Annotated in this window: 16 protein-coding genes and 1 tRNA gene; 2 read left to right on the forward strand and 15 right to left on the reverse strand. The window is 49.4% G+C overall.

The genetic code is table 11. The annotated features are described in order from the left end of the window. On the reverse strand, positions 1-191 hold a 191-nt coding region (locus F452_RS12440; RefSeq protein ID WP_208854511.1), incomplete at its 3' end, for a hypothetical protein. Positions 192-246: 55 nt separating this feature from the next. On the opposite strand from F452_RS12440, the gene F452_RS13565 reads away from it, so the two are divergent. Beyond that, positions 247-624 (forward strand): DUF1661 domain-containing protein, encoded by a 378-nt coding sequence (locus F452_RS13565; protein ID WP_244263773.1) that lies wholly within the window; start codon positions 247-249, stop codon positions 622-624. 7 nt (positions 625-631) lie between these two features. Here the strand turns inward: F452_RS13565 and F452_RS0108340 are convergent, their stop codons facing one another. After that, positions 632-1,207, reverse strand: a complete 576-nt coding sequence (locus F452_RS0108340) for an outer membrane beta-barrel protein (RefSeq protein WP_018965755.1) — start codon at positions 1,205-1,207, stop codon at positions 632-634. 189 nt (positions 1,208-1,396) lie between these two features. Further along, positions 1,397-1,663, reverse strand: coding sequence for an HU family DNA-binding protein (locus F452_RS0108345; RefSeq protein ID WP_018965756.1), 267 nt, complete (start codon positions 1,661-1,663; stop codon positions 1,397-1,399). Between the two features lie 345 nt (positions 1,664-2,008). On the opposite strand from F452_RS0108345, the gene F452_RS0108350 reads away from it, so the two are divergent. Further along, positions 2,009-2,080 (forward strand) — tRNA-Met (locus tag F452_RS0108350). Between the two features lie 263 nt (positions 2,081-2,343). Here F452_RS0108350 and nqrF read toward each other — a convergent pair. From nqrF to F452_RS0108420, 12 genes are all read right to left on the reverse strand, one after another. Continuing rightward, on the reverse strand, positions 2,344-3,582 hold the full coding sequence (gene nqrF, locus F452_RS0108355) for an NADH:ubiquinone reductase (Na(+)-transporting) subunit F (protein ID WP_018965757.1): 1,239 nt from the start codon (positions 3,580-3,582) through the stop codon (positions 2,344-2,346). Between the two features lie 18 nt (positions 3,583-3,600). After that, on the reverse strand, positions 3,601-4,215 hold the full coding sequence (gene nqrE, locus F452_RS0108360) for an NADH:ubiquinone reductase (Na(+)-transporting) subunit E (RefSeq protein ID WP_018965758.1): 615 nt from the start codon (positions 4,213-4,215) through the stop codon (positions 3,601-3,603). Positions 4,216-4,254: 39 nt separating this feature from the next. After that, positions 4,255-4,884 (reverse strand): NADH:ubiquinone reductase (Na(+)-transporting) subunit D, encoded by a 630-nt coding sequence (gene nqrD / locus F452_RS0108365; protein WP_018965759.1) that lies wholly within the window; start codon positions 4,882-4,884, stop codon positions 4,255-4,257. A gap of 5 nt (positions 4,885-4,889) precedes the next feature. Continuing rightward, complete coding sequence (locus F452_RS0108370) at positions 4,890-5,624, reverse strand: Na(+)-translocating NADH-quinone reductase subunit C (protein WP_018965760.1); 735 nt, start codon at positions 5,622-5,624, stop codon at positions 4,890-4,892. Between the two features lie 23 nt (positions 5,625-5,647). Continuing rightward, positions 5,648-6,847 carry an NADH:ubiquinone reductase (Na(+)-transporting) subunit B gene (nqrB, locus tag F452_RS0108375; RefSeq protein ID WP_018965761.1) on the reverse strand — a complete coding sequence of 400 codons (1,200 nt, stop codon included), beginning with the start codon at positions 6,845-6,847 and terminating at the stop codon, positions 5,648-5,650. A 30-nt stretch (positions 6,848-6,877) separates the two neighbouring features. Beyond that, a complete protein-coding gene (gene nqrA, locus F452_RS0108380; protein ID WP_018965762.1) occupies positions 6,878-8,233 on the reverse strand; it encodes an NADH:ubiquinone reductase (Na(+)-transporting) subunit A in 1,356 nt (451 codons plus the stop codon). A 973-nt stretch (positions 8,234-9,206) separates the two neighbouring features. Further along, complete coding sequence (locus F452_RS0108395) at positions 9,207-10,523, reverse strand: M56 family metallopeptidase (RefSeq protein WP_026292320.1); 1,317 nt, start codon at positions 10,521-10,523, stop codon at positions 9,207-9,209. A 33-nt stretch (positions 10,524-10,556) separates the two neighbouring features. Further along, positions 10,557-10,937, reverse strand: coding sequence for a BlaI/MecI/CopY family transcriptional regulator (locus F452_RS0108400; protein ID WP_018965766.1), 381 nt, complete (start codon positions 10,935-10,937; stop codon positions 10,557-10,559). Positions 10,938-11,028: 91 nt separating this feature from the next. After that, the gene (menA, locus tag F452_RS0108405; protein ID WP_018965767.1) at positions 11,029-11,916 is read right to left on the reverse strand and encodes a 1,4-dihydroxy-2-naphthoate octaprenyltransferase; all 888 of its coding nucleotides are present in this window, start codon (positions 11,914-11,916) and stop codon (positions 11,029-11,031) included. Continuing rightward, positions 11,906-13,054 (reverse strand): diaminopimelate decarboxylase, encoded by a 1,149-nt coding sequence (gene lysA, locus F452_RS0108410; protein ID WP_018965768.1) that lies wholly within the window; start codon positions 13,052-13,054, stop codon positions 11,906-11,908. Before lysA ends, menA begins: the two co-directional genes overlap by 11 nt. 28 nt (positions 13,055-13,082) lie before the next feature. Beyond that, positions 13,083-14,423 carry an aspartate kinase gene (locus F452_RS0108415; RefSeq protein ID WP_018965769.1) on the reverse strand — a complete coding sequence of 447 codons (1,341 nt, stop codon included), beginning with the start codon at positions 14,421-14,423 and terminating at the stop codon, positions 13,083-13,085. A gap of 17 nt (positions 14,424-14,440) precedes the next feature. Then, complete coding sequence (locus F452_RS0108420; protein ID WP_018965770.1) at positions 14,441-15,169, reverse strand: cell division ATP-binding protein FtsE; 729 nt, start codon at positions 15,167-15,169, stop codon at positions 14,441-14,443. Positions 15,170-15,282 lie beyond the last annotated feature (113 nt).

The raw sequence follows: 15,282 nt of genomic DNA on the forward strand, positions 1-15,282 counted from the left end.
CCCCCCGACCCGCTTGTCGGAAAAACCCCTTCATCCTCGGTCAATCGGTCATCGATCGCTTTTGCGGTCACAAAAGTACTCCTTTTTTCTTTACAACCAAATCTTTCAAAATCTTTTTTCCTCGAAAATGCCCACAAAACATGCGGAAAAGGAAAGACATCGCCCATGAGAAAAACCGAAAATACAGGCATATATATAATACGGTTCGCGCGCGTAAGAGAGAAAAAGGACTGAAAGAGGAGGAAAATGAGAAGAAGAAAATTTTCTCTGCAAAAAGACTTTTCAGCCGGAAATGTTGGCGGCTGGTCGGGAATAAAGGGCACACCGGGGGAGAGAAGGGTGTCGAAAAAAACAGAGGTTATCAATCGCACAAGCCGAAAATCGAGCCGTAAATCACCCAAATCTCAAACCAAAATCCACCAAAAATGGCGCGAGAATATTTTCGGTCCGGTGCGAGATTTTTTCAACTCCCGCACCAAAACAAAACTTTTCTCAGACCACGTTTTACAGCCCCAAATACACCGAATTTTTCAAACCAAAATGGAAATGACAGAGCTAAGCACCAAAAGTGAAGACATCATCATTAGAGGGGATAGACTTACGTCTGAAAAAAGGGTTTTCTAGAGCAATCCTAAAAAAGCAGTATCGACAACTTGACGTTGGCCGTCCAATTGTTTCTCCACCCCACACGCAAGTGTGCAACAGAGATACCAAGTGACAAATTGTCGTGAAGAAAATAATCGCCCCCCAACTCTCCCAACCAACCAAAACGTTTTACGGAAACATCAGACTCTTGTGGATAGGACACTGTATTAAATTCCATTCCGTAACCAATGCCTACCTGAGCATAGCACGAATAAAAATCGCCTTGGAGAAATTCATACCCTAACCCCACTGCCGGCAAAATACTATGGCGCCTGAAGCGCGCGTCAGGAGTATTACCAAGCTCATCGAAATAGCCGGAAGGGGATAAAGAAGAAGTGAATCCATAATTGACTGTAGCCAAAGAATATATTCGATCGGAGAAGTAGTAGCGCAGGACTACTCCGGTATTCCATCCTTTCTTCATATCCTCACTTGTGTTGTTGAAGTACTCGCGTCCGGCATGGACGCCCACCCACCAACTGTTGTTTTGCGCTATAAGCGTCATCCAAGAAGAAACGATCAGCAAAACGATCACAACGACACGAAATGTTCTCATCTGCATCTTATTGATTTGTCTTCGGAAAAAATTTATTCATGAATTGTCGCCTAATGCGAACTGCTTCAAAAAATGAAAGCGAACAGTCTCCCCTTCCATAAGGCAAGACTGTTCGCTGCATATACCATATTAACATACAACGAAGCCACCGCTATAGGGCACAGTAGCTTCGTTGTATTTAGCACGAAATGCGAATTACTTGAGGTCTAAAGCAGAACCCGCTTTGAAGCGAACTACCTTACGAGCAGGGATAGAAATAGACTTTTTCGTCTTAGGATTGATGCCTTTGCGTGCAGCACGCTCGCTTACAGAGAAAGTACCGAATCCGATAAGAGCAATTTTCTCTCCGGCGGCCATCTGCTCTTTTACAACATCTGCAAATGCATTTACTGCTCTCTGGGCATCAGCCTTGGTGAGGTTGGCCTTTTCAGCTACAGCTGCAATAAAATCTGTCTTGTTCATCTTTTCACGATTAGTTAGTTAGACAAAAAATTTAGTTAGATCATATCACCGCCCCGTAAGTTTATCTTCTTTGTCACAAACAACGACGAGATTCTCTCTCAGAGCTATGGGTAAATGAACAAGCCAAAAGTAACGATTTTTTTTTCCGCGCAATGATTTCAAGAGGAATTTAGCCTTTTCTGGTGCATTTTAGAGAAAAAAATTTGCTATTAGTGGGAATGATTGCAATAGTGCCCTAAATTTTTCGAGACTGATACCAGCGAATCAAAATGGGTGTTGGCAATATAGAAATCTTTTTCCGTTTGGTTATTAGATAAAAAGTATTACCTTTGTGCCACAATTAATCGCGGAGTGGAGCAGTGGTAGCTCGTTGGGCTCATAACCCAAAGGTCGTAAGTTCGAGTCTTGCCTCCGCAACTAGAGAGAAAGAGGCTGTCCATAGACGTAATGTCCGGACAGTCTCTTGTTTTTGTACGCCAAGGCCAAGAAAGAGAGAGACACATGAGGCCTGATTCAACACTGCGGAACTTTGCTTGATCCGACAGGGAGCATTTTCCGGACTTATATCCTTTTTGGAAAAACTATCCCATGATAGCATCTTACTAAACAAAAAAGAGAGACTGCCATCCCAAGGGAAGCAGTCTCTCCAATGAATGATAAATCGAATTTGCCGGAAAAACTTATCCGAAGTCGTCGAAAAAGAGCATATTGCGCGGTACACCAAGGTTTTCCAGCATACCTTTCACCGCATTGGCCATAGGCCCCGGGCCGCACATATAGTATTCTATATCCTCCGGAGCATCGTGATCCTTCAGATAGTTGTCATAGATTACTTGGTGGATAAAGCCTACATAGCCTGTCCAATTATCCTCCGGCTGCGGATCGGAAAGAGCGATATGGAATTTGAAATTCGGAAATTCTCTCTCGATCTCACGGAAGTCTTCTTCGTAGAAAATCTCGTTTTTGGAACGAGCACCGTACCAATAAGAAACCTTACGACCGGTCTTCAGTGTGCGGAAAAGATGCAGAATTTGTGCACGCAGAGGAGCCATACCGGCGCCACCGCCAATATAAAGCATCTCGGCATCCGTATCCTGAATATGGAAATCCCCATAAGGACCGCTCATCATCACCTTATCACCGGGCTTCAGAGAGAAAATATACGAGGAAGAAATACCGGGCTTGATACCGGCCTTCCACTTATTGGTGGCTCTGTCGAATGGAGGAGTAGCGATACGAACGTTGAGCGTAATGATATTGCCTTCAGCCGGATAGTTGGCCATTGAATAAGCACGAACGGTTTCTTCTTCGTTTTTACAGGTCAATGACCATGCATCCATCTTGTCCCAGTCGCCACGGAAGCGATCCTGGATATCGTAGTCGGCATAGCGGATATTGTATTTCGGTATCTTGATCTGGGCATAGCTACCGCTCTTGAAGTTCATGGTCTCGCCTTCGGGCAGCTTCACCACAAATTCTTTGATGAAAGTGGAGACATTCTTATTGGAGAGCACTTCACACTCCCATTCTTTCACACCGAATACCTCTTCGGGAATAACGATGCTAAGATCCTCCTTTACTTTCGTCTGACACGAAAGTCGCCAATGATCCTTTTGTTCTTTGCGAGAGAAAAATCCCTTTTCCGTCGGAAGGATTTCGCCGCCTCCTTCCACTACACGGCAGCGACACTGACCGCAGCTTCCGCCACCGCCACAAGCCGAAGAAAGGAATACTCCCTGATTTTGAAGCGTATTCAACAAAGTACCGCCAAGAGGGACTTCCATCTTGCGTTCATCGTTCACGGTGATCGTCACATTGCCGGAAGGCACCAATTTGCTCTTGGCATAAAGCAGGGCGACAACCAGAATCAGCGTGAGCAGCAGGAATACGACTGCACTGGTAATAATTACTGTACTCATATTTCTACTTTGTTCTTTTTAGAGTTTCACGCCGGAGAAGCTCAGGAAAGCAATACCCATGAGACCGGTGATAATAAAGGTGATACCCAACCCTCTCAATGGTTTGGGAACATTCGAATATGCCAGTTTTTCTCGTATGGCAGCCATACCGACGATGGCCAGCATCCAGCCGATACCGGAGCCGAATCCATAGACGGTAGCCATCCCGACATTGATAAACTCGCGCTGCTGCATGAAGAGCGAGCCACCGAGGATAGCGCAGTTCACAGCTATCAAGGGAAGGAAGATACCCAGCGAAGCATAGAGGGAGGGGCTGAACCTCTCCACCACCATCTCTATGAGCTGTGTAAACGATGCAATTACCGCAATAAAGATGATCAGCGAGAGGAAGCTCAGATCCACCTCGGCATATTGGGGTCCGAGCCAAGAAAGAGCACCGGCCTTAAAAATATAGTTCTGTAGCAGATAGTTGATGGGCAAGGTGCAGACCAGAATGAACGTAACTGCAGCTCCGAGTCCGATAGAGGTCTTCACATTCTTGGAAACGGCCAAGAAAGAGCACATCCCCAAGTAGTAGGCGAAAACCATGTTGTCCACGAATATCGAGCGGACAAACGTACTTATGTAATCCATAATTGATACTGTCTTAATTGATTGTCAGGCGTGTCCTACTTAGTTCTCTTGCAAATCCTTGTTGCGGGCACGGTGTACCCAGATGACAACCGCCACGGTGATCAGAGCCATCGGAGGCAGAATCATCAGACCGTTATTGACATAGCCCAGTTCATAAAAACTCTTGGGAATGATTTGCATGTTCAGCAACGTACCGGAACCGAGCAGTTCGCGGAAGAAAGCGATGATAACCAAAACCCATCCGTATCCCAGTCCATTCCCAACGCCATCGAGGAAAGACTCCCAAGGACGATTGGCCAAGGCAAAAGCCTCCAGACGTCCCATCAGAATACAGTTCGTAATGATCAGACCAACGAAAACGGACAACTGCTTATTCACATCATAAGCAAATGCTTTCAGCACCTGACTCACGATAGTCACCAAGGCAGCAACTACTACGAGCTGAACGATAATACGGATACGCCCGGGGATCGTATTGCGCAAGAGTGAAATAATAACGTTGGCAAATGCCATTACAGCAGTAACGGACAGGGCCATAACGATAGCCGGCTGTAGCTTAGCCGTTACGGCCAATGCAGAACAGACACCGAGCATCTGCACGATAACGGGATTGTTGCTGCTTAGCGGCCCGAGAAGAATTTCCTTATTCTTTTTATTCCAAAGTGACATAGCCCTTATTTTTTTACGTTGTTCATTAGGTATAGTGCATAAGGACGAAGGGAGGATATGAGCATCTCATTCACTCCATCGCTCGTAAGCGTACCGCCGGAAATACCATCCACATAGTCCTTTCCTTCGGCCTTCTGGCCTTTCTTGACTACGGCAACAGATCGGAATTCGCCCTCTTTGAAGATTTCTTTGCCGATAAACTGGCCGGAAAACTCCGTACGAGTGATTTCGGCTCCCAATCCCGGCGTTTCACCTTCGTGACTGAAGTCCGCACCGAATATCGTGTTGCAATCATCATTCAGCGCAATGTACCCCCAGATCGGCCCCCAAAGACCGGCACCGTTCATCGGGACAATATATTTCGTCCGGCCTTCCACCTCGGCAATATAGAGAGGGAGAGAGACGCTTGGATCGTTGGCAGCCAGCTTGAAAGCATTGCGTGTATTGAGTGTGAAAGCTTCGTTTTGGGCTAATTGCTCGCCCTCGAAAGTCTTAGCCACTGTACCATCCTGATTGATGAGCAGCTCTTGCTTGATCACATCCGTGTATCGAGCTATCACTTTGCCCTTATCCTCTGTTCCGGCATTCACCGAGCGGAGGATCTGCTGCATCTTGTCTATCTTCTCATTGTCACGCTGTCTATCGCCCAATGACTGAGAGACGTAAGCCAGCAAAACCGCCACGACAATAACCATCACCGAGGCATAGAGAACGGTATATGAGTTTTTATCTCTATTCATGTCTTTATCGAAATGTTTAGCGGTTAGGATTTCTTGAGCATACGTGCTTTGCGCGCCTTGATGTTGCTATCCACCACGAAATAGTCGATAAGCGGGGCAAATACGTTCATGAGCAGGATCGCAAGCATCATACCCTCAGGGTACCCCGGATTGAGCACGCGGATGAATACGGCCATCAGACCGACGAAGAAGCCGAAGATCCACTTGCCCTTCTCCGTGCGGGCAGAGGTGACGGGGTCGGTAGCCATAAAGACCAATCCGAAGGCAAAACCGCCATAGACAATGTGCATCAGGGGTGTGATCTGCATAGCGGCTGTCGTGCCGATGGCATTGAATACGAGAGCCATCGCAGAGGCTCCCACCAAACCGCTCAGCATGATCTTCCAACTGGCAATCCCTGTCCATATCAGGAGGATGGCTCCGATCAGGATAGCCAAAGTAGAGGTTTCGCCTATGGAACCGGGGATAAAACCGAGGAAAGCATCCATCAGGGAAGAGGGATTGCCCACCACATTATGAATTTCCGGCATATTGGCACCGGCGGTAGCTATCTGACCTAAAGGTGTAGCACCGGAGAACCCATCCGCCACCGGACCTGCGCCGAGGCCGAAGGTGTCAGCCGTGCGGACAAAAACCTGATCGCCGCTCATAGCTGCCGGATAGGCGAAGAAGAGGAAGGCGCGCGTCACGAGAGCCACGTTGAATATGTTGCGCCCCGTACCACCGAACACTTCTTTGGCAAAAACCACGGCAAAGGCCGTTGCCACTGCTATCATCCACAGCGGAGTATCCACCGGCACGATCATCGGGATAAGCAGACCCGACACCAAGAACCCCTCTTGGATCTCTTCTTTTCTATACTGAGCTATAGTAAACTCTATCCCCAGACCAACGGCATAGGAGACGATGAGCTTAGGCAGTACGGCGAGAAGTCCGAAGAGGAAAGCAGGCCAGAATACTACAGGAGCATCGATGGCCATATAGTGTTGTACCCCCACATTATACATGCCGAAGAGCAGGGCAGGCAGGAGAGCCATACACACGACGATCATCGTGCGCTTGCTGTCGATGGCATCGTGTACGTGCACACCATGCTGCGATGTCCTGTTCGGCACAAAGAGAAAGGTCTCGAAGCCGTCGAAGACGGAGTGCAGGCCGTGGAGCTTGCCGCCTTCTTCAAAATGGGGCTTCAGTTTGTTCAGTTGATTCCTTAACGCTTTCAATGTCTTATGCTTTAGAGTGTGAGGGATTCGTCAATTCATTTCCTTATAGAGCATATCCAAGCCCTCGCGTACGATGCGCTGGAGTTCGATCTTGGAGGTATCCACAAATTCGCAAGTGGCAAAGTCCTCCGGAGCTACTTCATATATACCCAAGTCCTCCATCTTGTCGATGTCGAATGCTATAATAGCCTTGAGCAAATACTCCGGATAGATATCCATGGGGAAAACACGATCGTACTCGTTGCTCATGATCATAGCGCGCTCGCCACCTTTGACACGCGCATCGAGCACATACTCCTTGTTTTTGCCCTGTAGCCATGAGAAATAAGCTCTACTCATGCTGTACTGATCCAGACGGGGGGCAGCCCAGCCGAAGAGCTCGTCCACATCGTCTCCTTCAGGGATGACCGTGATCTGGTCACATTGGGCAGAGAGGAAGGGGCTTTTCTCGCAGAGCTTCTTTCCGGTGAGCACATTGCCGTCGATCACACGCTCGTGAGATTCTTTTATTGTCAGTCGGCCAGGGAAGGAAGCAAAGACATTGCAACCCGGCAGGATGCGGACGTATCCGTGAGCAGCAGCGTCTGAACCGGTCATGGCAATCATTCTGGTAAAGTCGACTTTGCCCGTAAGCAGAAAGCGTCCGATCACGATCAGGTCGGTGGCTTTGAGCGTCCACACCGTTTCGCCCCGATTGATCGGTTTGGTATGGTTAATGAGCACGCCCACGTTTCCTGCCGGATGAGGGCCGTGCACTTCTACGATCTCTGCATTGCGCAAGCTCAGAGACGAGCCCGGCTTCAGCCCCACATAGACCTTGCCGGCCGTAAGCTTGGCCAAGGCGTCGATAGCAGTCTGCAGAGCACGCTCTTCTCCTCGAACGACGAAGTCGAAGTCCGGAGCCAATGGAGCAGAAAAGTTGGCGGTAATATAAATGTCGCGCGGAGCGATGTCCGGCGTAGCCACTATGTCGTAAGGACGCTGCTTGATGAAGCCCCACATACCACTTGAGAGGAGGAGGCTTTTGATTTGTTCGGCAGAGAGGGCAGACGGATCTCCGACGGAGAATGATTCGTATTCATTCAGTCCGTCCGGTTTTACCTCGATGCTCAACACCTTGCGCTTGGCACCGCGATTCACCGCGACTACTTCGCCGCTCACCGGACTGGTAAACTTCATGTCCGGGTATGCCTTGTGGTGCATCAGTGCTGAGCCGGCACGCACCTTATCCCCGGGACGAGCCGTCACCTTGGGGATAACACCTTGAAAATCATCGGGTACAACCGCGTAAGTCGGGCTTTTGGCCGGTTCCGGCAGCATTTCCGGTAGCGGTTTGCCTTTCAGATTAAGTGCAAGGCCTTTTTTTATTTTTATAACTTTTGCCATGACACAGAATTATTATTCCAATTTGTGTCGCAAAAGTAGCTTTTTCCCCTATATATACCTATAAGTATGGAGGCATTTGAGGAAAAATTTCCACATAGTTTTTTCCGACCTTTTTCACCCATATTCCGCAGGTCTTTGTCGAAAGAAAGTTTTTCACACTGTTTGCCAACTGCAAAAAGCCACAAATCAGCACTTTAGAAACAGCACCGGGCACTTCCTCCCGGTGCAAATCATCCTCTCGGGAGCGAAAAGCTCCTTGCCGCCCCCCCGGGGAGGATCTCCTCCGAACCATGCCCAAACTGCACCTCAAAATGACTGCCCGGCAAAGGGTGTATTGGGCTGTTATCAACCGAAAGCCGTTTTAAGGAGTAAGGAGTGTAAACCGACAACGGATTTTAGAGAAAACACTGTAATTGATCACGAAGCAGACCCCTCTTCTGTACACGGCACACAGGTCACAGCAATAAAAAGAAATGATCGTTCCCGGCCGGGAAAAGTTTTTTCTGCAGTACGGAAAAGTTGAAAAATCACGGTGCAATTCTTTATACAAAGCCTTCGGATACATAAATGAAGCTTTCAAATATATAAACAAAGACTTCGTTTATATATACGAAGACTTTGTTTAGAGATTTTCCGGCCGGATAATTTATTTTTGTCGGCCGACAGGGAAACTTTTCCCGGCCTGAAAAAAAACAATCTGACGGCGACGAGTAAATCGATATAGACCTCTGAAGAAATGAGGAGGGGTGTCAATATTTTTTTCAAAGGCCTCCAAAAGCAAAATTTTCTCGCTCCACGTTTTTCAGAACTGCGCCGCACAATCTTTTGGCACGACAAATAAAACTCTCGGAGCCATCGGTCTTTTTATCTCCGCAAGGGTGGTAAAATTCGATCGATCACAATAATGCCCTAAACCTTTTTCGGCTTAGGGCACGATTGAATAAAACTATGTTTTCTGAGTGTGTCTACGAGATTATTGCACGCGGAATCTGACTGGTTGGGTTACGCTCGTACGCACCGTCTTGCCTTTCTGTTTGCCGGGATTCCACTTCGGCATGACTGAAATGACCCTGACGGCTTCTGCGTCCAATTCGGGTGCTACGCTTTTTTCTACTCGTATGTTAGTCAGTCTGCCGTCTTTTTCGACAATAAACGAAACTATGACTTTACCTTCGATACCGTTCTTTGCAGATTGTTCCGGATATTTTAAGTTCTTACTCAGAAAGTGCATCAGCTTGGACATACCCCCGGGGAAAGATGGTGGAGTATCTACCTCGGAGTACACAGGATCCTCGTCCTGCTGCAGGGAGATGTCAGGAGCATCAGACAAGGGGGTGGGATCGCTCGCAACGGCTGCTACTACTTCCCGGACTTCGGATACGGCATTGCCTGCCCACAGCCATTTACCGCTCAGAAGCATAAGGGCAGCCAACGGGAGTGCGACAAGATACCTGGCTCCGGCCGCACGATTGGATTTCGTTTTGTTCATCATTCTAATTCTTTCTTTTAAGTCGTTTATATTGTAAGAACTACACAGAGGTCCGGCCGCGACCTCCATCGTAAATCCCAACAATTCATATTGGTATTCGCGTCTGCTCGCACCACTGAGGAGCACAGCCCGATCGGCCAAAAACTCCAAATTGCGCTGCATATCGCGCTTCAAAGCCCAAGCAAACGGATTGAACCAAAACAGCATACATGCCACTTCGGCGATCAAAAGATCGACAAAATGCGTTGCTCGGGTATGTTCTTGTTCGTGGATGAGAATATTTCGCACAGAAGGGTATGACCGCAGATCGGTCGGAAGATAAATACGTCCCCGGAAGCTGAACGGCGTCCTGACGCGAGGCGCAAAGTAAATCGGTACACCCTCTATCTCTGCCCGTTCGGCACCGCGAATAAGACACAGGAGGGAACCGAGGCGGATACCGAAACGAATCAGCAGTACGCCTATGCCAAGTAACCAAGCCAAGAACAGGCTCCGAACGAGAGGTGAGACGGTAGAAACAGAATCCGCCCCTGCCGTTCCGACCAAAGCCTCGGGCAATACGATCTCGATGGAACGGAGTATCTCCATCCCGACCGACCTGTTTTGGACAAATAAGCCCGGCCAAGAGGGAAGGAAATAGCCCAGGAAAGGCAAGATGGCTACCGAGACGAATCCTCCCAAGTAGTAAGCACGACGAAGACGACAGTGCGTATTGCCATGGATCATCAGCCTCTCGAATATCCAGAAGAGAGCCAAGCCGATAGAAGCCACTACCATATATAAAACAAGGGTGTATGACATAGTGCGTCCTAATAGTTTGAATGAACCGAGTCCCTACTCGCTTTCCTCTCCTTTTTCGATCATATCGATCACTTCGCGCAGATCCTTCACGGAAATATCGCTACCGGCGGCAAAAAACTGCACCAGATGCTTATAGCTGCCCGTGAAGTAGTTGTCCACCATGCGGTGCATGGTTCGCGTAGCATACTCTTCGCGAGAGATGCAGATACGATATTGGTAGGTCTTCCCGTCACGAAACGGTTTGATATAGTGTTTGCGTTCCAGATTTTTGAATACCGATGCAAGGGTCGTGTAAGGAGGCTTAGGCTCCGGCACTTCGGCCAGTACCTGACGAATGTTGCACGTCCCCAATTGCCAGATGATATTCATCGTATCTTCCTCTATAGCGGTCAGTCGTTCGATCTCTTTGGGCATACTTTTCTTTTGCTAATGCATTGTTACACCGCAAACATACGAATAATTCGTAAGTACGCAAGCGTTTTCTACGAAAATTTCGCAGATATATTTATCGAGCAAGGAAAAGCATGGCTATCGTGACGAGAGCCAAAAGAGAAAGGGCCTTGGCCGTACGGACAAGAAGTGCGTTCAGCGCCGCACCCTCCTCTCGGAGAAGACGGCGGTAATTGGTCATGAAAAAAGAAAGATAGAGCAGCAGAAGCAGCAAACCGCCGGCCGAGAAGAAAGGATAAAGCACCATCATGGAAAGCAGACCGCAGGCGAGATAGAGCTTGGGGCCGAGGTCGCGTCCTTTCTTCACGAGGATAGTACGCTTGCCGCTCTTGCGGTCTTCTTCATAGTCCCGATAGTTGTTTACGATGAGGATATTGACTCCGGCAAATCCCATCGCTGCGCCCAAATGCCAAAGATCGGCGGGGAAATTTCCGGCCAGGACGTAATAGGTGAAGAGGACAGGGATCAGACCGAAAAAAATAAAGACTGCCACTTCGCCCAATCCATGATAGGCCAGAGGATAAGGGCCGGCGCTATACGACAAAGCGCCGATGGCTACAACAACTCCCACGAGCAGCAGCCACCAGTTGCTAATGGCACAAAGCAGAAAACCGCTAAGGCCGAGCAGAAAAAGAAAAGAGAAAAGAGCTGCGAGAACCTGCCGCTCCGACAACCAACCTTTGGAGATCCCCCGATCGAAGCCTACACGCTGATCGGTATCCGCACCCTTCTTATAGTCGAACCAGTCGTTGGCTATATTGCTGACCGTTTGGGCAGATACTGCCACGATCAAGGCCAAAGCAGCCTGTGTCCAGCGAAAATGGCCATCGGCTATGGCATAAGCTATGGCTACAACGACAGGGCTGACAGATGCCGGCAGGGTATGGGGGCGAAGCAGTGCAAGCCAAGCCCTGAGGCGAGAGGGGGATTCGTTATTGCTCATCTGAGAAAAGACAGCCCGGTAGCGGACGCATATTATAGGAAGAAGCCATCACGGCTCCGTATGCTCCGGCCGAACGAATAGCCAGATAATCGCCGCGCTTGAGTTCGGACATGAGCAATTCGCGCTCGAATACATCGCTGGATTCGCAGATGGGACCGACTACGTCATATTTTTCTGTCAGAGCCGTTGAGGGAGAAGTCGCACGCATCGCCCATTCCCCGGGTTGCACCAACCGGATTTGGTGATGCGCCTCATACAAAGCCGGACGGACGAGGTCGGTCATACCGGCATCCACTATGGCAAACTTCTTGGCCTTTCCTTCCTTGATGTAGAGCACTTGAGTGATCAGACTGCCGCATTGTGCTACCACAGAACGTCCGGGTTCGATATGCAGCCGGGCCTCACCGGTCTCTATCATCCGTCGATACCGCTCGATATAAGCGGCAAAATCAGGTATAGGCTCGGCCTCCGGCTCGTCATAATTGATACCAAGCCCGCCTCCCATATCTATAATGTCAGGGAAATAACCCACTGTACGGAAAGAAGCAAGGATGCGGTTGGTCTTTTCGCATAACTCCTCAAAAACCTCGGCCGACCGTATCTGCGATCCGATATGGAAGTGCAATCCTCTCCATGCCAATGATCGGGACTGTAAAATGTGGGGCATCAGTGCGAGTGCATCTTCGGGCAAAAGACCGAATTTATTTTCTGCCAATCCGGTCGTCATATGGCTGTGCGTATGCGCATCGACCTCCGGATTGAGCCGAAGCAATATCGGTGCGATGACGTTCTTCGATGTAGCCAATTGTTCGATGTTCAGCAACTCGGCTACACTCTCTACGACAAAAGCACCTATCCGCGCCTCCAAAGCGAGCAAGATCTCTTCATCGCTTTTGCCTACTCCGGCAAAGAAAATATCGGAAGCGGGAAAGCCTGCCTCGATAGCCGCTTCGATCTCCCCTCCGCTCACACAGTCCGCTCCGAAGCCGACTGCGGCAATCGTCTGCAAAACACGAGGGTGATTGTTCGCCTTGAGCGCATAGTGAACGGCAACATCGTGCCTTTCCGCACTCCGTACCAGCGCAGCGAGCGTCTTGTCCAAGAGCGTCAGATCATAAAAATAGAAAGGTGTTTTCATTGAAAAACAGGAAGTGGCAGGGGAAGCCTCAGGCTTTTGTCGCACGTGAATTGAAGAGCTTGTTACTCAATGCTATCAGTGCTTTTTTCTTGTCTTCCGCCTTGACGAGTACCGAGACGTTGTAATTGCTCCCACCGTATGAAATCATCCGAACCGGCACTCCTTTGAGCGCATTGATGATACGAGCCTCGAAGCCCACATTGTCCCACTCCATATCGCCTACGATACAGATGATGACCATATCCTTATCGACCGTCACATCTCCGATGTCGGACAAGGCACGAACAATATCGGGCAGATTCTTGTCATTGTCGATGGTCAGGGAAACGCCCACTTCGCTCGTAGCGACCATATCCACAGGCTCCTGGTAGAACTCGAATATCTCGAAGAGCTTGCGCATAAAGTGCCATGAAAGGAGTTTGTTGCTGCTCTTCACCTTGATAGCCGTAATGCCATCCTTGGCCGCAACGGCCTTGATACAATCCTTTTCGGTGTCCAGCGAAATCAGCGTACCGGGAGCATCGGGATCCATCGTATTGAGCAGTCGCACCGGAATATTCTTCTCCTTGGCCGGCTTGATACAGGTGGGATGGAGGATTTTGGCCCCGAAGTGGGCCAATTCCGCAGCTTCTTCAAAATGGAGACGGCGAACGGGTGCCGTAACGTCCACGACACGGGGGTCGTTGTTGTGCATGCCGTCTATATCCGTCCATATCTGAATCTCATCGGCATTTACTGCCGCTCCGATCAGAGAAGCCGTATAGTCGCTACCGCCACGTTGGAGATTGTCGATCTCCCCGAAAGCATTCCGGCAAATGTAACCCTCCGTCAGGAACAGCATATCCTCATCCGGATGAGCCTCTATCATCGGCAAGAGATGCTTCCGGATATAGTCTTTGTCCGGCTCTGCATTCTTGTCGGTGCGCATATAATCCAAAGCCGGCAGCATGGCTACCACTGCGCCCATCTCCTGCAAATAGATCTGCATCATGGCCGTGCTCATCAGCTCGCCGAGGATCAGCACACGCTTTTCCTCGAAGAGGGTGAAGCCCTCCACGTCGCACATATGATCCAGGGAGTCGAGGATGGAGTCGACGGCCTTCATGGCTGTGCTCAGGGTGTCGGGACGCTTGTATAGCGCATTTATTTCGCGATGATATTTCTCTCGCAGCACCTGCACCACCTCTTTGGCCTGTGCCACATTGCGTTTGACGAGGTGCGAAGCTATTTCGACAAGCGAGTTGGTCGTTCCGGCCATTGCCGAAAGGACTATAATCTTTCTGCCTTTTACCGAAGTAATCAGTCGGGCAACACTGCGGATACGCTCAGCATCTCCTACAGACGTACCGCCAAATTTGAGAACTTTCAATTCCTGATCTTATCGTGCTAATCTATTTCCGTATTTTTTCTTGAAGCAGCAGCATCTGCCACCAGCTCCACCAAAGAGGAGGCATCGCCATTCTTGCGGACGGCCAAAGTCCTTGCCGGCAGATCCGACAGCAGACTGCTATTATGCGTGCTCATGAGTACTGCAGTGCCCTGCTTGCTGATTTCATAGAGCAGACAGGCGATCTGCAATCCGGTCTCCGAATCGAGATTGCCCGTAGGTTCGTCGGCCAGGATCAAAGCAGGCTTCGCCAGCAATGCCCTGGCGATACCTACGCGCTGCTGCTCGCCTCCGGAGAGCTCGTGCGGTCGCTTATAAGCCTTTCGGGTCATTCCCACACGGGTCAGAACCTCTTCGATACGCTGCTCGCGGTCGGCTCGGTTCTTCCAATCCGTAGCCCGCAAAACGAAATCCAGATTCTCCGCAACGGTGCGTCCGTTCAGCAATTGGAAATCCTGAAACACAATACCCAATTTTCTGCGCAAATAGGGCAGGTGCTTCCGTTTCAGCTTCACCAGATCGTAATCTATGACGCGGGCATAACCGGCGGAGATAGGTACCTCGGCATACAAAGCCTTCAGCAAAGTGCTCTTTCCCGAACCGACAGAGCCGATCAGATAGACGAAGTCGCCGGCAGAAAGGGACAGATTCAAATTCTGAAAGATGACGTTTTCCTCCTGACAGAGGGTCACATCCCTCATCTCCACTACAAGAGCTTTATCGGCCATACTCAAATATCCATTCGTTTTTTAGAGGCTATTTCCAAGCAAAGTTAAAAATAAACCGTGGAGGACAGCCACTACCGAGTGGCTCGGATCGGTTTACGCGCCATAATTTTCCT

The organism is Porphyromonas gulae DSM 15663 (genome assembly GCF_000378065.1).
Taxonomy (GTDB): domain Bacteria; phylum Bacteroidota; class Bacteroidia; order Bacteroidales; family Porphyromonadaceae; genus Porphyromonas; species Porphyromonas gulae.